Genomic DNA, 20,552 nt, shown 5'->3' with positions numbered 1-20,552 from the left:
GGATTTTGTCTCCCTGCCCCCGCAGGGAGACAAAAACAGCTTGCTGTAAGCTATATTTGTACTCTCACTCTGACTCAGGGATTCAGCTCTGCAATCCGGGTAACCCCCACAAAGATTTCCTGGATCTTATACCAGGTTCGGTAATCTACAACCCCAGTCTGCGGCAGCCCGAATACACTTTGAAATACCCTAACTGCATCCTGCGTCCTCTCCCCATAAATCCCGTCCGCATCAATCTTTGGAATCAGGGGATAGGCATTGGAAATCGCATTCAGCTGTTCCTGAATCTGTTCCACCTTGGCGCCGCTGGCTCCGATATCCAGGCTGTATCCAGGCCAGGAGGACGGAATTCCGGAGATCTCCTCAGCAGTATTGATATACATGCTGTCCCCGTAGTAATATCTTAGTATTTCAATAGCCGCATACCCCTGGTCCCCCAGGCTCTTTGATCCCCACTGGCTCATCCAGTTGGGGCAGGTTACTCTCTGTCCGTCGCAATACTGTGTGAGAATGGGCTGCTTTACATTGGGCCTGGACAGATAGTTGCTGAAGATCTCATCCACCACCTCAGATATGCTTTCAAAGAAATTTCTGCCATGTATCCACTTATGGTCAAAGGCTGTGGAAGAGGTGATTGTAAAGTCAAATCCCTTATTCCGATACCACTCTGTATAAACCCGGTTCAGCGTAAAAGACATAATAGCCAGCACATTGGCCATGATAGTAGCTCTTGGCCATGTTGCATAGATTTCACTGGACGCCACATTTTTAATGTAATCGCGGTAACGGATATAATAGTCTGTGGCTGTGGTGTCATTTGGCGATCCGTCATGCACTACCACAAACTCAGGAATCACCACTCTGCTCAACACGATCTCCCCCATCTGGCTCACAGGCTTGATCTCCGCCTCCGCGATCTTGGGGGGATACTCCCCATACAGGGTGTGGGCGGGTATTACAATGTTCTGATATTCCTCTGGCTGGACCAGCGGACGCAGCTCCACTGTCTGAATGGCTGTCTGTTCCGGCAGAATCTCTGTTCCCGAGATGGTCACCGTCTCATATCCTGGAGCAGTGATCTGCAGGGTATATTCGGAATAGGGCTGGTTTCCGGACGGCTGCATGCTGTACTCCAGGGGCGGCGCTGCCAACTCCAGAATTTCTGTCTGTCCGTTTGCATTTGTATTCACTTCCTCTATGGTACTGTCCGGATCTCCTGTGTAGGCAATATCAACCACCGCGTCCTCCACAGGGACTGCTCTCCCGTAGTTGATCACCTGAACCTGAAGCCTGCCCCGGTCTACCGCCTCCTCCTGCATGGCCCTGACTGTATTATTCTGCATGTCTAACCTCGAATATATTATCGTCACTACCAGTATATGCACAAAACCAGAAAGCGCGCACCATCCGCTTTCCGGTGCCAAAAATGCCAAAAACGACCGGGTCATTTTCGGAAATGACCCGGTCGGCTTTGAAACTTTATTTAAAATAACTTTCTCACATCATTAAACATCACCACAACCATGAGCACCATCAAGGCCATCAAACCGATAAAGTGTACCAGTCCCTCTTTTTCCGGATTGATCCGCTTTCCGCGTATGGCCTCCAAAATCAAAAATACCAGTCTTCCCCCATCCAGCGCCGGAAGTGGGAGCAGATTCATCACTCCCAGGTTGGCAGTCAGCAGAATGGAAATGTTCAACATATTCAGCCAGACATAGAATCCTCCTGACGGAATGCTCTGCTCATAGGTATCGCCGATGATGGACACCACGCCCACCGGACCAGCCATGTCATTGATCCCCACCTTGCCCTGGAAAAGCATTTTCAGGCTCTCCAAGGTAGCACTGATCCAGTACTTGACCTCATAGGCGCTGTACTTGATGGTCTCCCAGGAGCCCACCTTTTCCCTGTAATTGGCATTCATAGAGATGCCGAACACATATCTGCCGCCCTCATTCTGCTTGGGCTCCATCACAACGGTTTTCTCCTGGCCCTCATGTTCATATACCATGGTGACTTCCTGGCCCTGATGGAAGGTCACATAGTTGGAGACCTCCCTGCTTAACCGGATTGGCTTGTTGTTCATCTTCAGTATCTTGTCTCCAGCCTGTAATCCGGCCTCTGCTGCCGGTGATCCTTCGTTCACCTCTATCACCACAGGGCGGTCTACACCAATACTTCCTATGATAAACAGAGACAACAGAAAGGCCAGAATAAAGTTAAAGATCGGACCTGCCGCAATCACTGAGATCCTGGTCCACACTGATTTGCTGGCAAAGGAGCCTTCTTCCATTGTGTTTTCATCCTCACCCAGCATCATACAGGAGCCTCCAAAGGGCAGCAGCTTCAGGGAATACCTGGTTCCTCCCTTTACTGTGCTGATCAGCCTGGGACCCATACCCAGGGAAAACTCCTCCACAACAATGCCTCCCCGCTTTGCCAGAAGGAAATGTCCCAGCTCGTGGATGAGGATTATCAAACTGAATATTATTAAAGCTAAAATTATACTCATACTACCACCTATTCCCAATCAATTCATAAGTCGCCTGCTCTGTGGCTAAAATCTCCTCCACGGTAGGATGGCTGATCACCTTGTGATGTTCCATACACTCCGCTATGATTTCGTAAATATCCAAAAAGCGTATCTGCTTATGTAAAAATCTGCTCACTGCCCGCTCATTGGCAGCGTTGTAAACTGTGGGCATGGTACCTCCCGCCCTTGCCGCCTGAAAAGCCAGGGGAAGACCCAGAAAGGTCTCAATATCCGGATCTTCAAAAGTTATCTGTTTCAAACAGCCAAAGTCCAGCCGTTCCCCTGCCAGATACCGGCGCTGGGGGTGATAAAGTGCATACTGAATGGGCAGTTTCATATCCGGCGTACCAAGCTGGGCCATCACTGCCCCGTCTGCAAACTCCACCATGGAGTGAATCACACTCTGAGGCTGAACCACCACTTGAATCTGATCCAGCTCCACACCAAATAGCCATCTGGCTTCCATCACTTCCAATCCCTTGTTCACCAGGGTGGCCGAGTCAATGGTAATTTTCTGTCCCATAGCCCAGTTAGGGTGCTTCAGGGCATCCTCCACCTGTATGTTTTCCAGATCTGATCTCTTTCTTCCCCGGAAGGGTCCCCCGGATGCGGTGAGCAATAGTTTACTCACCTCCCGTCCCTGCTCCCCGTGCAGGCATTGGAAGACGGCGCTATGTTCACTGTCCACCGGCAGGATGCGTACTTTATGTTCCTTTGCCATGGGCATGATCAGATGCCCTGCGGTCACCAGAGTCTCCTTGTTGGCCAGCGCAATGTCTTTCCCTGCCTTGATGGCCTCTATGGTGGGGAGGATTCCGATCATTCCCACAATGGCGGTCACCAGAATCTCCGGACCTGGCATTGCCGCGATCTCCAGCATCCCGTCCATCCCGGAGAGGATGCGCACATCCAAATCCCGCACCCGGTCTCTCAAATCCGATGCTGCATTTTCATCCCAAAGGGCAGCTGTATGAGGATGAAATTCTCGTATCTGCTCCTCCATAAGCTTTACATTGCTTCCCGCCGCCAGAGCTGCAACGGCGAGATCGCCGTTTGCTCTCACCACATCCAAAGTCTGGGTTCCGATAGAACCCGTTGACCCAAGAATGGCAATCTCTCTTTTATTCTTCATATAAGTCTCCACTTCACCGCTTTATTAGCGGTATTCTATGTCTCTTTTGGCAACTATAAAAGTAGAAGTATTTTATTTGCTTCCTAGATCATGACAAGTGCCAGAAAATAAATCACCGGAGCGGTAAAAATGACACTGTCAAACCGGTCCAGGATTCCTCCATGCCCAGGTATCAGTTTTCCGTAATCCTTGATGCCGTGATTTCTCTTGATTGCCGAAGCAGCCAGGTCTCCCACCATGGAAATCAGGGCTCCCACAGCACAGATCAGGGCATACTGCACCACCGGACTGCTGCCCTGCATGTGAGGGCCTGCCACAGCCGCATAGATTCCCCCCAGAAGAGCAGCTCCCACAACTCCTCCAACTGCGCCCTCTATGGATTTTTTAGGGCTCAATCTGGGTGACATCTTGTGTTTCCCAATGAGCATCCCCACGCAGTAAGCGCAGGTATCGCATCCCCAGGAACACAGAAAGATCAGCCAGACCACAAATGCACCGTCCTGAAGATTCCTGGTCTGGTAAATATAGGAGAGCATCACTGCTACATAGAGAATGCCGAAGAAGGCTGCCATCACCTGCTCACTGCGGTATTTAGGGTAGGAAAAGACGTAAACCGCCATCAGCGCTACCAGGATAAAAATGACATCTATCATAATATATGCATTCAGCTCCAAAATTAATAGGATATAATAGGAAATTACACCTACGTATCCTACAACCGCTAATATGCCCGTGCTCCCTTCCTCTACTTTTACCGCTCTGTACAACTCGCGCACCCCGACAAGGGAGGTGAGCAGCAGGGTTCCGTAAAGTATGGGTCCCCCGGATATGATGGTCACCAGTGCTACCACCACCAGTACGATCCCACTGATCAGCCTGGTCTTAAACATAACTTACTCCTCCTTCACGCCTCCGAATCTGCGTTCCCGTCCATTGTATTTTTCGATTGCCTTCCACATTTCATCCTTTGTAAAAGCAGGCCAGGGAACATCCGTAAAGTAGAATTCTGTGTAGGCCAACTGCCATAGCAGATAGTTGGAGAGCCTTTGCTCTCCGCTTGTACGGATCAGCAGATCCGGGTCCGGGATTTCAGCCGTGTCCAGATAACCGGAAAACAATTCCTCATCAATGGAGTCGGCCTCTATCTTACCCTCGGCACAGTCCGCCGCCACCCTCTGCACCGCCCGGATGATCTCATCCCGGCTTCCGTAGTTGATGGCAATCTGAAAGTTTAGTCCCGTGTTGTCCTTGGAGGAATCCACTAACCGTCTCAGGCTCTCCTGCAGGTCCTTAGCCAAAGCACTGGGATCACCCAGGGTGCGGACTTTCATGTTGTTCTCCGCTGCGGTCTTGATACAGGTTTTGGTGTAGCTGCGAAACAGCTTCATCAGGCCGTCCACCTCGTCCTTGGACCGCTTCCAGTTCTCAGTGGAAAACAGGTATACGGTGAGGTATTTGATACCCATATTGTAGGCGTCCCGGCAGATCACTTCCAGATTCTTGGCGCCTCTCACATGTCCGTAGTTTCTGGGCATCCCTTTGCTCTTTGCCCATCTCCCATTCCCGTCCAATATGATTGCAACATGCTGGGGAATAACCATAGTTTTCTTCCTTTCTTCGCAAGGTAAAAAAGGGGGCCTCCCCGCCCCCTTTTCTCTATTTTTTCATCAGACCTTTAAGATCTCCTGGGATTTCTCTTCCACTGCCTTGTCAATCTCTTTGATGTACTTGTCCGTCATCTTCTGTACCTTTTCTTCCAGCTCTTTGATCTCGTCCTCAGAAACGTCGGAACTCTTGCCAAGCTTCTTAAAGTGGTCGTTTGCATCCCGGCGTATGTTCCGGACAGCCACTTTTGCACTCTCTCCCTTTTTCTTTACATCCTTAACAAGCTCTTTTCTTCTCTCCTCTGTCAGCTCAGGGAATACCAGACGTATCACTTTGCCGTCATTGTTGGGGTTGATTCCCAGGTCGGAAACCTGGATCGCCTTCTCAATGGCCTTCACCAGGGAAGCATCCCAGGGCTGAATCTGAATCATGCGAGGCTCTGGAACAGTCACATTTCCTACCTGCTGGATGGGAGTTGGCGTACCGTAGTAATCTACCACGATTCTGTCCAGCACATGAGGGTTCGCCCGTCCCGCACGGATTGCTCCAAACTCTGCTAACAGATTATCATAAGATTTTGTCATTTTTGTGTCGTAAATCTGAATTCTTTCATCCATGTTTTTTTCCTCCTGCTATTTTTTAAACAGTCACTTTTGTGCCGTTAAAGTTTCCTTTTACAGAATTTACTATACTATTTTCCTCATTCAGCCCAAACACCAGCATGGGCATCTTGTTTTCCATACACAGAATGGAGGCTGCCATATCCACTACGCCCAGCTTCTTGTCAATCACTTCCTGAATAGTGATCTCATCGTACTTCTTGGCATCCGGATTATCCTTGGGATCGCTGTCGTAGACTCCGTCAATGGACTTGGCCAGCAGAATCACATCTGCTTCGATCTCAATAGCCCGCAGCACGGTGGCTGTGTCCGTGGAAAAATAGGGGTGGCCTGTCCCGCCTGCGAAAAAGGATACCACGCCTTTTTCAAAATACTTATTTACCCGGTCCTTCGCAAACAGCTTGGTAAAGGAACCACAGGCAAAGGGAGTCAGGATCTGTGTCATAATACCCACAGAGCGGAAAATCTCAGATACATAGATACAGTTCATCACGGTTGCCAGCATTCCGATCTGGTCTGCCTTGGTGCGGTCAATGTTCTCGCTGGAGCGTCCTCTCCAGAAATTACCCCCGCCGATGACTATCCCCACATCGATCCCATCGTCCACCAGCTGCTTTACCTGCTTTGCAACCATGGTGACAGTCGGTTCGTCAAAACCCATCTTTTTATCTCCGGCCAGCGCTTCCCCGCTCAATTTCAAAAGTACTCTTTTCATGTTTGCACCTCTGCTCGCTTTTATTCATTTTTTGTAACCACTCGGTACTATGGCAGTTACATTTTTTTTAGTATAGCATATCTAAAAATAAACTACAACTTTTTTCAACCTGCATTACAGTAACTTTTCCACTATTGTTACTGTTCCCACGGTCTGCGCAGTTAATGCTCAGACCTGAGTGAGCAGTAACCCACTACTTCAGATTCAGCTTTGACAGCGCATCCGCAAAAGCATTGTTGATGGGTTCCCGGGCCTCTTTTTTCTGCTGGTTTAAATAGTTCTGCACATCCCGCTTGTTTACCCCTGCCCCCTCCTTTTCCCGGCGCGCTTTAAAGCTGGAGAGCTTCTCTTTGTATCCGCAGGGACAGATAAATATCTCCTCCTCCCCCTTAACATACATCTCCATGCGCTTGTGGCATTTGGGACAGCGGGCATTGGTGGTTCTGGAAATGGTCTCCCTGTGGCCGCATTCCCGATCCTGGCATACCAGCATCTTGCTGTTTTTACCGTTCACAGCCAGCATCCGCTTACCGCATTCCGGGCATTTTTTGTTGGTCAGATTATCATGCCGGAAGGTCCCGTCTCCTGTCTTGATCTCCCCCACAATCTCCTGGGTGTAGCTGCGGATGTCCCCCAGAAAGTCCTCTTTTTTGATCTTCCCCTTGGAAATTCCAGCCAGCTTCATCTCCCAGGAGGCAGTCAGCTCCGGCTTTTTCAAGTCTGCGGGAACCAACTCCAGCAGCTGCTTTGCCTTTGAGGTAATGAAGATGTCATTTCCCCTCTTCTCCATCAGGAAGGTGTGGAACAGCTTTTCAATAATGTCCGCTCTGGTGGCCACGGTTCCGAGCCCCCCTGTTTCCCCCAGGGTCTTTGCAGCTGCTGCATCTTTGGACTCCATATATTTCACCGGATTTTCCATAGCGGAGAGCAGGGTGGCCTCATTAAACGGAGCAGGCGGCTTTGTCTTTCCGCTGGTGATGTCCATTCCCAGCACGGAAAGCGTCTCGCCCTTTTTCAGATCCGGAAGGCTCTGCTCCCGCAGATCCGGCTCCGCTGCCTCTTCCTCCTCCGTATCCGCATCCTCCGGATTCTCATAGACTGCCTTCCATCCCTGGCTCTTTACGATCTTTCCTTTTGCGGCAAAGATCTCCCCCGCAGCCCTGCCTTTCAGGGTTGTCTGCTCGTACTCAAAAGGTGGATACAGAACAGCCAGGAAACGACGCACCACCAGATCATAGATTTTCCTCTCCTCCACTGTCATATGGTCCAGCTGTACAAATTGCTCAGTGGGAATGATGGCATGGTGGTCACTCACCTTCTTATTGTCCACAAAGGAACTGTTGGTGCGTATGGGCTTTGACGCCAGAGTTCCGGCCAGCTTCCGGTAAGGCCCCACCGCACATGCCTGCAGCCTCTCCCTTATGGTGTCCGCCACATCTGTGCTCAGATATCTGGAGTCCGTCCTGGGGTAAGTGAGCACCTTATGGTTTTCATAGAGGCGCTGCATGATGTTTAGCGTCTCCTTGGCGGAATAGCCGAACCGCTTATTGGCATCTCTCTGCAGCTCTGTCAGGTCGTAGAGACCGGGAGCGTGCTTTTTCTTTGCCGCCCGCTCCACAGAGACGATCTGCAGTTTCTGCCCCTTCAGTTTTTGATGGATCTGATCAATACGCTCTCTCTGAAAGGTGCGCATGCTGCCGCTCTTGCCGTCCTGCCAGGTCCATTTCACCCCTCCCGCCGTCAGCGTGAGGCCAAAATACGGCTCCGGGCGGAACTTGCGTATCTCCTCCTCCCGCTTTGCAATCATGGCCAGGGTGGGCGTCTGAACGCGGCCGCAGGAGAGCTGCGCGTTATACTTACAGGTCAGCGCCCGTGTGGCGTTGATACCCACCAGCCAGTCCGCCTCCGCCCTGGCCACCGCTGCTGCGTAGAGATTGTTATATTCCCTGCCGTCCTTTAAATTGGCAAAGCCTTCGCGGATGGCCTTGTCCGTCACGGAGGAGATCCACAGCCTTTTGATGGGTTTTCTGCAATCCGATTTCTCCAGAATCCATCTTGCCACCAGCTCCCCCTCACGGCCCGCGTCCGTGGCAATGACCACCTTGTCCACGTCCTTGCGGTAGAGCTGGGTCTTCACATCCTTAAATTGCTTTGCCGTCTGTTTGATCACCACAAGCTGCATTTTCTTTGGCATCATAGGCAGGGTTTCCAGATTCCACTGAATGTATTTTTTATCGTACTCCTCCGGGTCAGCCAGCGTCACCAGATGCCCCAAAGCCCAGGTCACCACATAGTCCTTCCCCTCCATGGCCCCCGGAAGCTTTTTGGAGCAGTGAAGCACACGGGCAATGTCCCTTGCCACAGAGGGCTTTTCTGCGATTACTAAAGACTTCATTTCGATTCTCCTGTTCTATATGTTAATTTTTCAGCATTTTTGCTTCTCTGACGCTCTTTATTATAGCAGGAAATGTTACGGGAGACTATAGAAATTTTGAAACTCTTCAACAGGTCAGTGCATTTACTGCGCTGATCGTAAGTTTAACCATTGCCTCAACCCTTTTCCTGCGCTATACTACCCTTAACCCAAAGAAAGGAAATGAAACTCTTGCACATACTAATCGTAGAAGATGAACCCAGACTGGCCGATGCCCTCGGCCAGCTGATGAGAGAAGCTAAATATATAACAGATATTGTCTATAACGGGGACGACGGGCTGGCTTACGGACTCTGCAGCCTCTATGATGTGATTGTCCTGGATGTGATGCTGCCGGGGAAGGACGGCTTTGAGGTGGTACGCCAGCTCAGGGAGGCCAAAGTCTCCACCCCTGTGCTGATGCTCACCGCCAAGGATGATATCCGGGATAAAATTAATGGTCTGGATGAGGGTGCGGATGATTATATGACTAAGCCCTTTGTACCAGAAGAGCTGCTGGCCCGCATCCGTGCTCTCTCCAGACGCCAGGGAGAAATCATGCTGGAGGAACTCTCCTATGCAGACCTCACGCTGAAGCTCTCCGCCAATGACCTCTGCTGCCTGGACCGGTCTGTCCACCTGGGCTTTAAGGAGTTTGAGATCATGAAAATCCTACTTTCCAGCCCGAGAGCGATCCTTTCCAAGGAAATGCTCATCACAAAAGTCTGGGGCAGCGAGTCCAATGCAGAGGACAACAATGTGGAGGCCTATATCTCCTTTCTCCGCAAAAAGCTGTCGTACTTAAAATCCAACACCAAAATCGTTACCATCCGAAAAGTGGGCTACCGACTGGAGGCAGATCATGTTTCAGAAACTCCGTAGAAAATTTATTTTGATTAATATGTCCATCGTCACACTGGTGCTGGCAAGCGTACTTTTTTTGCTCTGCTTTTCCAGCTACCGCAGATTTTTAACTGAGAGCTTCAATGCCTTGAACCGCTCTCTGGAGATGGGCCCCATACCTCCACCCATAGAACCCGGGCAGAAGGAGAAAAGGGCGCCCTTTGATCTGATTCCTGTGTTTATCACCGTCCTGGATGGGGATAACCATGTCACTCAGATCCTCCAGAGCAGTCAGGAGGTAACCTTAGAGCTGGCGCAGGAGGCGGTGGATGCGGCCCTCGCCTACGGTGAAAATTCCGGGAAACTGAAAAATCTTTCGCTGCGCTATTTAATGGAAGAGAAGGAGGGAACGCTTTGTATCGCTTTTGTGGACACCATCCGGGAGGAGAGTTCTATGCAAAATTTGATTCTTACCTCATGCCTCATTCTACTTGGAAGCATGTGCCTGCTCTTTATCATCAGCTGGTTCCTGGCAGGGTGGGCCCTTGGACCGGCCAGAAAGGCCTGGGAGGAGCAAAACCGCTTTGTGGCCGATGCCTCCCATGAGCTGAAAACCCCGCTCACGGTCATCCTGGCCAATCTGAAAATCCTTCTTTCACACCCTGATGAGACCATAAAAAGCCAGCAGCGCTGGATACAAAATACCCAGGAGGAGGCTTCCCGCATGCAGAAACTGGTGAAAAATCTGCTCTTTCTGGCCCGCTCAGAGGAGGAACCTCTTCCCCAGTCCACCTCCCCTGTAAACTTCAGTGACCTGCTCTGGAGCAGCCTGCTCCCCTTCGAGTCCCTGGCCTTTGAGCAGGGCGTCACCCTCTCAGAAGACATTGCCCCGGACCTGTGGGTTCTGGGGGATGCCCAGCAGCTTCGCCAGCTCGCGCTCATTCTCCTGGACAATGCATGTAAATACGCGGGATTGGAAAAAAAGGTGCGCGCAGTACTCTCCTCCTCCCAGGACAAGGTCTGCCTGAGGGTGAGCAACACCGGGGAGCCGATTCCCCAGGAAGAGCTCCCCCGCCTGTTTGATCGTTTTTACCGGACGGACAAATCCCGCTCCAGAAAAGAGGGCGGTTACGGTCTCGGCCTCTCCATTGCCCTTCGCATAATAAAAGGCCACCACGGAAAAATCCGGGTGACCAGTGATGCTGAAAACGGCACTTGTTTTGCGGTTTATCTGCCGCTCTGTTCAAAAAAGACCTGATGCCAGACCAGAAAAGCATACACAGTCCATATCTTCCTGCTGTTGTCCTCCTGCCCGCTTTTGTGTTCTTCCAAAAGTTTTAAGAGCTGATCGCTGCAGAAATACTGTTGGGCAGCGGAGCTGGTGAACCGCTCCTTTATCTTTTCGTAGCCCTTCTCCTGCCTGATCCACACTCTAATGGGAACCGGGAACCCCAGTTTCCTGCGCTCTGTGTTCTCCTTGGGCAGATGGCGCTCCGCAGCTTTGCGGAACAGATACTTGCTGGTGTAGTGCTTTGTCTTCTCTCTGGAAGGCAGCCTTCTGGCTGTCTCAAAAACATTCCGGTCCAGAAACGGCACGCGCAGTTCCAGGGAGTGGGCCATGCTCATCTTGTCTGCCTTCTGCAGAATATCCCCTGGCAGCCAGCTGGTGAGATCAATATACTGCATCTTATCCATATCACTCAAGCCTGCTGCCTTGCGGTATTTCTTTTCCAATAGCTCTGCGGGCGAGACTGCTTTCCCCGGATGTTTCAATATTTTCTCCCTCTCCTCTTTGGAAAAAATATTGGCATTTCCGATAAACCGCTCCTCCACATCTTTGCTGGCACGGATCAGATAGCTCCGCCCCTTCATATGTCTGGGCATCCGCTCTGCCCATTCTCCCAGTCTGCGTCTCATGCCCCCTGGCAGCCAGCTGATCCAGCGCAGTGCCTGGGGCTCCAGATAAATATTGTAGCCTCCGAAGAGCTCATCCGCACCCTCCCCTGAGGTTACCACCTTCACATGCTTTGCAGCCTCCCCTGCCACAAAGTAGAGTGCCACAGCCGCAGCATCCCCGCTGGGTTCATCCAGATGGTACATCACCTTTGGCACTGCCTCCCAGTATTCATCCTCCTCTATGGTTCTGCTGGTGTGGTTCAGCTTCAACTTTTTCGCCAGGGAATCTGCCTGGTCACACTCTGTATAATGGTCTCCCTCCTTGGGAAATCCCACGGTAAAAGACCTGTCCCCGGTAAAGCAGGCTGCAATCAGGCTGGAATCCACTCCACCGGACAGAAAACTGCCCACTTCCACGTCGCTGACCATATGCTGTTTTATGGAGCCTTGAATCACCTCATCCAGCTCATCAATCAATCTCTCCTCATCCCCTTCCTTCTCAGGGGTGAGCATAGGGTCAAAATAGCTGCGTATTTTTACAATCTGATCCTCATAGGTGAGATAGTGCCCTGGCTGCAGTTTAAAAATCCCCTCAAAGAAAGTTTCCTCCAACGCCGAGTACTGAAAGGATAGATATTGCTCCAAAGCCTCCTCATTTACCTTCTTCTCATACCCCGGAAATGCCAGAATGCTCTTAATCTCAGAGGCAAATACAAAACTTCCGTTTATGATTCCGTAATAAAAAGGCTTGATACCAAAAAAATCCCTGGCTGCAAACAGCTTTTTCCTGTGGCTGTCCCAGATTACAAAGGCAAACATGCCCCTCAACCTGTCCAAAAGCTTTTCTCCGTACTCCTCATATCCATGCAGCAGTACCTCTGAGTCAGAGTGGTTGGCAAACACATGGCCTTTTTTCACCAATTCTTCCCTGAGCTCCTGATAATTATAGATCTCGCCATTAAAAATCAGGACCAGTTCCCCTGTCTCATTGAACATGGGCTGTCCGCCCTCCTGAAGATCAATGATGCTCAGCCTGCAAAACCCCAGCGCCGCCTCCTCTGAAAAGTAGGTTCCCTCAGAATCAGGCCCCCTGTGACGCATGACTTCCATCATTTCTTTTAATATATTTTCTCTGTCTATGATCTCTTTTCCAATAAATCCACTGATTCCGCACATACTTATAGCTCCTTTTTTGCTCTCAGAAACCATTGTACTATGCTCGGATATCAAAAACAGCTCCAACTTGTAACAGAGTTGTAAAAAATCAAAAAATGACGGTTATTGTCGTTCCTTTTCCCTCCTGGGAACGGATCTTCAGGCTCCCCCCCATCACATCCACGATATGCTGGCACAGATAGAGTCCGATTCCGGAGCCTCCTGTGGCCCGGCTTCTCGACTTATCCACCCGGTAAAAGGCCCGTGTTACCTTGTCCAGATGCTCCTTGGGGATGCCGCAGCCGTGGTCTTTTACCTGCAGGCAGGTTCTGCCCTTCTCGTCAGCATAAATATGAATTTCCACCTTGCTTCCGGCCTCGGAATAGGCAATGCTGTTTCTCAGAAAGTTGGAGAGTAGAATGTGTACGATCAGACGGTCCCCCTCGATGACCGGTAGCTCTGTCTGTTCCACCACTGTGATGTTTTTCTCCAGTATTTTGGGCTTCAACTCCTCCTCCACTGCCTCTATGATCTCCTCCGTATCTAAGGATTCTACGAGAAGCATATCCTCCTTGATAGAGTGGATATCCATGAGCTTTCTCTGCATCGCCTGCATCCGGCGGGTCTCCTTCTGGATGTTTTCCAGGGCCTTCGCCCTCTGCTCCTGTGTGCAGTTGGCGTATTGGAGAAATTGGGCATACCCCTGAATGGAGGTTAGGGGAGTATTCATCTCATGGGACATGGATTCAATAAACTGCTGACGGCTGACGGCCTCCCGCTTCAGCTCCTCCTCCCGCTCCTGCACAGCCTGGGACATGGAGTTAAACACTGCTCCCAGCTGCCCCATCTCGTCCGGTCCCTCCTTAAGCCGGAATGCCGCTGCTCCCTGGTTCAGCAGCTTGGCGCTTCGCTCCAGTTCCTCTAAAGGCCTGGTGATCCGCTTTGCGATCCAGGAGCTCATGATACTGAGTGCTGCCACCAGAACCAGCGTGCTGATCAAAAACTGCCGGATATTGTCATTTAAATTAGTAAAGACCCAGTTGATAGAACGCACATATACCAGTGTGTACTCCTCATCAAGTGTCCTTTCTGCCACGGCATAGTGGTTCTCCTCCTTGGCAATGACCACTGCCTTCTCCTTATCCTGGTTTTTTTGCAATGCCTGTGCAATCTTTTCGGGATCAAGGCTCGTCTCCTTATACACACAGGTATTCCCCTTAAAAATGACGAAATGCCCTTTTCCCTTTCTTCCCCCCTTTTGGTCTTTACTGAGTCTGGTTATGGTCTGAAAAATATTCTCTCCGTTTTCAATGGATTCCTTTGCCCTCTGAGCAAGCAGTTCCAGCTCGCTTACACAACGGTCTGACTCCCTCTCCAGGCTGTTCTTATGTGTCCTGCTTATCATTCCAATGCTGAAAGCCAGCATGCCCACAATGGTAATCACAACGGATGAGATAAATATTTTATGCCACAGCTTCATTCCTTTTTCTCCAATCGATATCCGTATTTATACACCGTCTGAATCACATCCTCCCAGTCCAGTTTCTTTCGCAGTCTCTGAATATGAATGTCCACTGTCCGGGATTCTCCATTGTACGTGTAACCCCAGGCTTTCTCCAAAAGCTGTTCCCTGGTAAGCGCGATATTGCAGTGGTGGATCAGCACCTCCAGCAGGGAGAATTCCTGGGCAGTCAGTTCAACCGGCTCTCCATCCCTCAATACGCTCCGCTCCTGCAGTCTCACCTGCACTCCCTTTAGCGTAAACTCTTCTCTCTGTCGGCCGTTCCTGCGAAGCACTGCCTCAATACGTGCCAGAAGCTCCACCGCCTCAAAGGGCTTTGTGATATAGTCATCCGCCCCCAGCTTCAGCCCCTTCACCTTATCCGTAAGAGATGCCTTTGCGGTCAGATAAATCACCGGAATGCCTCTCTCTACAATATATGGCAGCAGCTCAAAGCCATCCATCTCCGGAAGCATGATATCCAGCAGAATCAGATCAAACCTCTGCTTTTCCAGCGCTTCCAGCACCTGACTTCCGCTGTACACCTGCATAGTATTGTGACCTACCATCTGAAGATTCATGGAGATCAGGTCATTTATCATCTCTTCGTCGTCTACGATTAATATATCAGCCATCTTCTGCTCATCCTTCTGCGACCTGCCTGCCGCTCCTTTTCTTATTGTCTCGTTACATTATAGCATACCACGCATTCCTCTGCCTAGAAGGGGTTTTTTTGACTTGTCCAATTATTTTTCCACGCTAAAGCAGCGCAGGGTTGAAATATTTTATAACCTGAAGTATAATATAGCGGTTACAGGTTAATGTTTTTGTTTACAGGAGTGTAAACAGCTGCACCTGCAGCGGGAGGAAAAATATTATGAAATACGACACCCTACAGAACCTGATTAAAACCAGCCGCTTTTTAGTTTGTCTGGAAGGCATTCACATCAGCGAGGACTGTGGATGTATGAACTACCGCGATGAAGCAAACGCTTACAACATTGAAGAAAAGTATTCGTGTTCACCGGAAGAAATCTTTAATGCCGCCTTTTTTAACACACGCCCTGACCAATTCTACACTTTTTTCCGTAACGAGATGCTCTCTTCTCTAGGCGCACCTGATGACTGTATAAAGGTACTTCAAAAAATGGAGTCTGACGGCCTTCTCAGGTGTATCATTACCCGTGAACTTTACTCCCTGGCGAAAAGAGCCGGATGCAGGAATGTAATTGAACTGCACGGTAACGTGTATGAGTATTACTGCCCCCGCTGCCAAAAAGCCTATGGAATCCGGGATATTCTGGGTGCAAAAGGTGTACCCCTTTGCCAGGACTGCCAGACGGTGATCCGGCCAGGAGTCGCCCTTGTGGGGGAGTCCTTAAGTAACCACAAATTGAGTGAGGCAGCGGATCTGATCTCCCATGCGGACACGCTTTTGATCCTTGGCTGTAACATGAAATCGGTTCTGCCCGATATGTCTCTTCAGTTCTTTCACGGGGATAATATAATTCTTATTAATGAACCACCTCATTACGCGGACAGCCTGGCTACCCATATCTACTATGCAAAGCCCCGGGATCTGCTGCCTCAGGTATATCCTCTCCCCCCGAGTTGTTTCTAGCACCAATTCATAAAATGTCAAAAACGACCGGGTCATTTCCGAAAATGACCCGGTCGTCTTTGACTTTTTTACTTTCCTCACTTTGGTTCCTTTTTCGATGGCTTCACCTGAATCTCCACATTCTCACTCACTTCATTGTAGACAGCAGCTGTAATGACCGCTCTCCCAACACGTCTTGCTTTCACCTTTCCGGCTGCGTCCACAGTCAGCACACTTTCTGTTCCCCGGCGCATCTTCCTTTTTCCATCTATCTTAATCCAGGCAGGGCCTTTTTGACTCTTACATTGCAGGTAAGGTTAACATTCTGTTTCTTGTCATAGGCCGTGAGAACTGTCTGACCTACGGCTCTGGCTGTGATCTTTCCGTTGTACACAACTGCTGTCTTTTCGTCTGAACTTTTCCACACAAGGGCCCCCTCTTCCGATAGATGACAGGATTCCCCCACTCCCAGCACCACATTTTCCAGCTTCTTTGTTGAAACTTCATGCGGCAGAGAAACAGCGTCCGTTCCCAGTACCACCTTGCCCGCTATCTTCTGCAATCCCAGAGCTATGCTCTCCTTTAAAATGCCGTCCTTTAACCCAACAGGCGACTGCTGAAATACGGTTGCGTAAAAGACACAGGCTGAGAGATAACTCCCCGCTCTGCTGGGATGTTTACCATCCAGGGAATACAGATCCACACCTGTATCGCTCTGGCTGTATCGCCAGAAGGCAAGCCCTGCCGGTGAGACCAGGGCACTTTTTTTCTTTCCCAGCTTTTTATACGTCCTGGCAATCTTTTTTTGACACTGCCTGCGTGACATTCCCTTATAATGCCCCTGCTTATACTCCATATGCCCCTCCTTCGGGGCCCAGGTCATGAGCAGCACTGGCTGAGCTCCTGCAGCCCGTACATAGGGAATCAGCTTGTTAAGAGACTTTTTCATGGACTTTATTTCCGTCACAGAAGAATAACTCCGCTCCTGCAGCACTACATAATCCCACTTCTTTTTCGTCAATTTCCGGTATACCTGAGCCCCATAGGTATTCTTCCGGTCCGCATACCACGCAAGGGTATACCCGCCCTGGGCAATAGTTTCGATCCTGGGCTTATATCCTGCCTGCTCCGCCATTTTTTTCACCATGTCCGGAAAATCGTTGCTGTAGGTAAAGCTGTTTCCAATAAACAGAATCCGCGGACTTTTCCCGACCGGGACAGCTTTCGCCGCGAAAACGTCCGGGCTGCTGCTCCCCAATACACAGGCTGCGATGAGGAGACAGACTGCCGCTCTCTTTAAAAATTTAATCATACAATTCCTTTCCCTTTTTGGACGGAAGCTGGGCCAGGATAATGGCCACAAACATAACAAGGCACCCTGACAGTTCCCTGGCTGTCAGCTTTTGCCCCAGGATCACCCAGCCCGCCAGTACCGAAATACAGGATTCCAGGCTCAGGATCAACGACGCCACTGTGGGATTCATATTCTTCTGACCCACAATCTGAAGTGTGTAGGCCACTCCACAGGACATAACACCCGCATACAGAATGGGTATCCATGCCAAAAGAATGTCTTCCACCCTGGGTGTCTCAGTCAAGAGCATGGCAATTCCTGAGAGTATCCCGCACACAAAAAACTGTATACAGGACATCTTCACTCCATCTGCCAGGGGAGAATAGTGGTCAATAACCAGTATATGTACGGAAAACAGGATTGCGCTGATAAACACAAGAGAATCCCCATGTCCAAGGGAAAAGGACTCCGTCATACACAGTAAATACAAGCCTGCTGCTGCTAAAAATACCGACACCCAGATGAGCGGACTGCATTTTTTCTTAAAAAAAAGGCTGATAATAGGTACAATCACAATGTAACATGCTGTGATAAATCCGGCTTTTCCCACCGTGGTATAGGAAATCCCAAATTGCTGAAAGTTGCTGGCTGCAAAGAGGAAGATGCCGCAGAGAACTCCTCCTTTAACGAGATTTCTTCTCCCTGTGCTCTGCCTGTTATCTGAAACTTTCCTACCTGCTGGGTTGATTTTACCTAATATCCATATGCACGGAATCAGAAACACTCCTCCTAGGATACTCCTGACAAAATTAAAGGTAAAGGGGCCCACATACTCCATTCCCACACTCTGGGCCACAAAGGCCACTCCCCAGATTGCTGCGGTCAAAAACAGTAGCAATGAGTTTCTAAACTGTAATTTGTTCATGCTTCTTTTCGTCTCTTTCTACCGGGAAAACCCGACTTTCTAGTATAGTCTATTATATAGGGGAATGCTGAGAATTTGCAATACCCAATTCTCTATACTCAAGCTTGCATGAAAAACGAACGTCAAACTAATGTCTCATACTATATCTGCAAAAATTACCTGGTCATTTCCGGAAATGACCAGGTAATTTTTATACCTTATCCCATCCCACTGTAATCTTTCTCTCCAACTCTTCAAAGGACTTCAATCCGCTAAGCCCATCATAGGCCTCCACACAGGAAGCTCCCGTGGCCGTCGCCAGCCTCAGGCACCTATCCCAGGTATATCCCTTAGTCACTGCATACAGAAATGCCGCAATGCTGGTATCCCCCGCTCCTGTGCCGGAGAGTACCTTGTCAGGGCGGTAGCTGGCTTCAAAGTGCCGCTGCTCCTCCCACCCTTCCATCCGTATGCCCAGTCCGCCCCCTATTCTCTGCACAGTCTCTCTGTTTCCCGATGCAAAATACATGCCCGGTGTTCCGCACTTAATCAGGACCACCTTGGTACCCATCTTAATCAACTGCTCTGCCAGAGGCCGGATGTCTTCCTCCGCATGTAGGATGCGCGTCACATCCCCTCCTTCAGCTCTTTTAATCCAATCCTCATACCTCTTTCGGTCTATCATATAGGCCAGCTCTTCCACACTTGGCACAAAGAAATCAACATAGGGCAGCACCTGCTCCAGTATCTTCCCCCAATCAGCCTTTCCGGCCGGCGCATCCTCATCCACGGCAGCCATATCCAGGGAGGTGGCGCATCCGGCAGAATGGACTCTGCGGAACATCTCTGCCAGTTCCTTCCCATGATCCTCATACATCCTCCTCATCAGGGGCGGGTAGCCGAAATGGAACAGCTGCGCCTTCCGCACCATCCCATAGTCCAGGTCTTCGCAGGAAAAGCTGTCATTTGCCCCTGAGTGGTGCAGAAAAATCCGGTCCGTTCCGGGGGGCGCCACCACGATGGAGTATGAGGTATCCTCATCCTCTGATACAATCATACCCTCATCCGCCTGATATGCTGCCAGCTGCATCCTCACAAGCTCCCCAAAAGCATCCTTTCCCACTTTTCCCATGAGTCTCACATCAGCCCCCAAAACCTTCAGTCCCAGTCCCGTGTTTGCCACAGAACCGCCCACGTGCACATCCGCTGCCCCCATTGCCAGAAGATGCCCCGGAACCAGCAGTTTCCCGATGGATTCTGCCTTCTTATTCTGAAATGTAGGCGTAATATCCAGACAAATATGTCCTGCTGCTACGATACCTTCTCTCTCCATGTCTTGTCTCCTTACCTCATCGGACAGATGACCCCCAGCCTGCCTTTGTCCAGCCCGTGTGATCTTCCTACCTGCCCTCTCTCAGATACTTCACTACCTCCCTGGCAATCAGCTCAGCCAGCTGCTCCCGGCCCGGCTTTCTGGGCACCACCCCTGTGCAGCCGAAAAGCTCCAGTTTTCCGATGACAGACTTTTTAATTGCTTCCACTGCCGCAGGTATCAGGTCAATGATTCCTTTATTCATATGTTCGAACGCTTTGAATTCTGCCTCCACTGCTGCGATATTGATATCCGTAAAGATATTCACCTTGCTGATCCCCTCACTGACCGCCCGCTTAAAGTCTGAGTCCGTCAGCCCGGACCCCCCGTGCAGCACCAGCGGTACGTCCACAGTCCGCGCTATGGTACGGATCCGGTCAAAGTCCAGCTTCGGCGGCAGCTTGTAAGCGCCGTGGGCCGTTCCCACCGCGATAGCCAGAGCGTCCACTCCTGTCTTCTCCACAAAGTCCTTTGCCTGCCTGGGGTCTGTGTAAAAGGCTGAGGGGTCCAGCAGACGAGAGCTGCCCTCCGCAGATCCCTCATTATCCCCCACATGCCCCAGTTCCCCCTCAATGGTAGCTCCGTAGGAGTGGGCAATATCTGCCATCTCCTTAACCCGCCTCACATTTTCCTCGTAGGGAGCTGTGGAACAGTCATACATAATTGAGGTAAAACCCAGCTCCAGGGCCTTGATACAGGTCTCCTTTTTCAATCCGTGGTCCAGGTGCACCACCACCGGCACACTTGCTTTTTTCGCCATAGGGATCAGATAGTAGGATACCTCCTCCAGCGGGCCGTAGGGGAGCAGCACCTCCGCTGTCCCCATGATTACCGGCGAACCAGTCTCCTCCGCTCCGGCAATGATTCCCCTGGCCAGTTCCAGGTTCACTGCATTAAAGAGTCCCACTGCATACTTCCCCTTTTTAGCAGAATACAGCACATCATTCATATTTACAAGCATAATTT

At 50.4% G+C, this 20,552-nt stretch carries 19 protein-coding genes; 3 read left to right on the top strand and 16 right to left on the bottom strand.

Annotated features, from left to right (window positions below):
• Window positions 1–74: 74 nt before the first annotated feature.
• The 8 genes from AC0THY_RS08510 to AC0THY_RS08475 form a co-directional block, all read right to left on the bottom strand.
• Window positions 75–1,343, bottom strand: a complete 1,269-nt coding sequence (locus tag AC0THY_RS08510) for a peptidoglycan-binding protein (RefSeq protein ID WP_489994001.1) — start codon at window positions 1,341–1,343, stop codon at window positions 75–77.
• A gap of 140 nt (window positions 1,344–1,483) precedes the next feature.
• Entirely contained in the window at window positions 1,484–2,515 is a 1,032-nt protein-coding gene (rseP, locus tag AC0THY_RS08505; protein WP_489994000.1) for an RIP metalloprotease RseP, read from the bottom strand.
• Window position 2,516: 1 nt separating this feature from the next.
• Entirely contained in the window at window positions 2,517–3,668 is a 1,152-nt protein-coding gene (locus tag AC0THY_RS08500) for a 1-deoxy-D-xylulose-5-phosphate reductoisomerase (RefSeq protein ID WP_489993999.1), read from the bottom strand.
• An 83-nt stretch (window positions 3,669–3,751) separates the two neighbouring features.
• Window positions 3,752–4,558 (bottom strand): phosphatidate cytidylyltransferase, encoded by an 807-nt coding sequence (locus tag AC0THY_RS08495; protein WP_489993998.1) that lies wholly within the window; start codon window positions 4,556–4,558, stop codon window positions 3,752–3,754.
• Between the two features lie 3 nt (window positions 4,559–4,561).
• Window positions 4,562–5,269, bottom strand: a complete 708-nt coding sequence (gene uppS / locus AC0THY_RS08490; protein WP_489993997.1) for an undecaprenyl pyrophosphate synthase — start codon at window positions 5,267–5,269, stop codon at window positions 4,562–4,564.
• Window positions 5,270–5,335: 66 nt separating this feature from the next.
• Window positions 5,336–5,890 carry a ribosome recycling factor gene (frr, locus tag AC0THY_RS08485; RefSeq protein WP_489993996.1) on the bottom strand — a complete coding sequence of 185 codons (555 nt, stop codon included), beginning with the start codon at window positions 5,888–5,890 and terminating at the stop codon, window positions 5,336–5,338.
• 22 nt (window positions 5,891–5,912) lie between these two features.
• Window positions 5,913–6,608, bottom strand: a complete 696-nt coding sequence (pyrH, locus tag AC0THY_RS08480; RefSeq protein WP_489993995.1) for a UMP kinase — start codon at window positions 6,606–6,608, stop codon at window positions 5,913–5,915.
• Window positions 6,609–6,801: 193 nt separating this feature from the next.
• Window positions 6,802–9,003 carry a DNA topoisomerase 3 gene (locus AC0THY_RS08475; RefSeq protein ID WP_489993994.1) on the bottom strand — a complete coding sequence of 734 codons (2,202 nt, stop codon included), beginning with the start codon at window positions 9,001–9,003 and terminating at the stop codon, window positions 6,802–6,804.
• Between the two features lie 210 nt (window positions 9,004–9,213).
• Between AC0THY_RS08475 and AC0THY_RS08470 the strand changes: the two genes are divergently transcribed.
• Window positions 9,214–9,903 carry a response regulator transcription factor gene (locus AC0THY_RS08470; protein ID WP_489993993.1) on the top strand — a complete coding sequence of 230 codons (690 nt, stop codon included), beginning with the start codon at window positions 9,214–9,216 and terminating at the stop codon, window positions 9,901–9,903.
• Window positions 9,884–11,122 carry a sensor histidine kinase gene (locus AC0THY_RS08465; RefSeq protein ID WP_489993992.1) on the top strand — a complete coding sequence of 413 codons (1,239 nt, stop codon included), beginning with the start codon at window positions 9,884–9,886 and terminating at the stop codon, window positions 11,120–11,122. The genes AC0THY_RS08470 and AC0THY_RS08465 overlap by 20 nt, the downstream gene beginning before the upstream one ends.
• Here the strand turns inward: AC0THY_RS08465 and asnB are convergent.
• The 3 genes from asnB to AC0THY_RS08450 all read right to left on the bottom strand — a co-directional run bounded on the left by asnB (window position 11,092) and on the right by AC0THY_RS08450 (window position 15,051).
• On the bottom strand, window positions 11,092–12,936 hold the full coding sequence (gene asnB, locus AC0THY_RS08460; RefSeq protein WP_489993991.1) for an asparagine synthase (glutamine-hydrolyzing): 1,845 nt from the start codon (window positions 12,934–12,936) through the stop codon (window positions 11,092–11,094). The genes AC0THY_RS08465 and asnB overlap by 31 nt on opposite strands.
• An 88-nt stretch (window positions 12,937–13,024) precedes the next feature.
• Window positions 13,025–14,395: a sensor histidine kinase gene (locus tag AC0THY_RS08455; protein ID WP_489993990.1), complete on the bottom strand. Its 1,371-nt coding sequence runs from the start codon at window positions 14,393–14,395 to the stop codon at window positions 13,025–13,027.
• Window positions 14,392–15,051, bottom strand: a complete 660-nt coding sequence (locus tag AC0THY_RS08450; protein WP_489993989.1) for a response regulator transcription factor — start codon at window positions 15,049–15,051, stop codon at window positions 14,392–14,394. Before AC0THY_RS08450 ends, AC0THY_RS08455 begins: the two co-directional genes overlap by 4 nt.
• 242 nt (window positions 15,052–15,293) lie before the next feature.
• On the opposite strand from AC0THY_RS08450, the gene AC0THY_RS08445 reads away from it, so the two are divergent.
• The gene (locus AC0THY_RS08445; RefSeq protein WP_489993988.1) at window positions 15,294–16,037 is read left to right on the top strand and encodes a Sir2 family NAD-dependent protein deacetylase; all 744 of its coding nucleotides are present in this window, start codon (window positions 15,294–15,296) and stop codon (window positions 16,035–16,037) included.
• Between the two features lie 77 nt (window positions 16,038–16,114).
• Here the strand turns inward: AC0THY_RS08445 and AC0THY_RS08440 are convergent, their stop codons facing one another.
• From AC0THY_RS08440 to AC0THY_RS08420, 5 genes are all read right to left on the bottom strand, one after another.
• Complete coding sequence (locus AC0THY_RS08440) at window positions 16,115–16,270, bottom strand: hypothetical protein (protein WP_489993987.1); 156 nt, start codon at window positions 16,268–16,270, stop codon at window positions 16,115–16,117.
• Between the two features lie 14 nt (window positions 16,271–16,284).
• On the bottom strand, window positions 16,285–17,328 hold the full coding sequence (locus AC0THY_RS08435) for a hypothetical protein (protein WP_489993986.1): 1,044 nt from the start codon (window positions 17,326–17,328) through the stop codon (window positions 16,285–16,287).
• Window positions 17,321–18,235, bottom strand: coding sequence for a DMT family transporter (locus tag AC0THY_RS08430; RefSeq protein ID WP_489993985.1), 915 nt, complete (start codon window positions 18,233–18,235; stop codon window positions 17,321–17,323). The genes AC0THY_RS08435 and AC0THY_RS08430 overlap by 8 nt, the downstream gene beginning before the upstream one ends.
• Before the next feature lie 190 nt (window positions 18,236–18,425).
• Window positions 18,426–19,547 carry a carbohydrate kinase family protein gene (locus AC0THY_RS08425; RefSeq protein WP_489993984.1) on the bottom strand — a complete coding sequence of 374 codons (1,122 nt, stop codon included), beginning with the start codon at window positions 19,545–19,547 and terminating at the stop codon, window positions 18,426–18,428.
• Between the two features lie 67 nt (window positions 19,548–19,614).
• Complete coding sequence (locus AC0THY_RS08420; RefSeq protein WP_489993983.1) at window positions 19,615–20,547, bottom strand: class II fructose-bisphosphate aldolase; 933 nt, start codon at window positions 20,545–20,547, stop codon at window positions 19,615–19,617.
• Window positions 20,548–20,552 lie beyond the last annotated feature (5 nt).

It is taken from the genome of Ruminococcus sp. 8Y-12, assembly GCF_058119865.1.
Note: the sequence above shows the minus strand (reverse complement) of the source record. Positions and strands in the feature narration are given on the sequence as shown.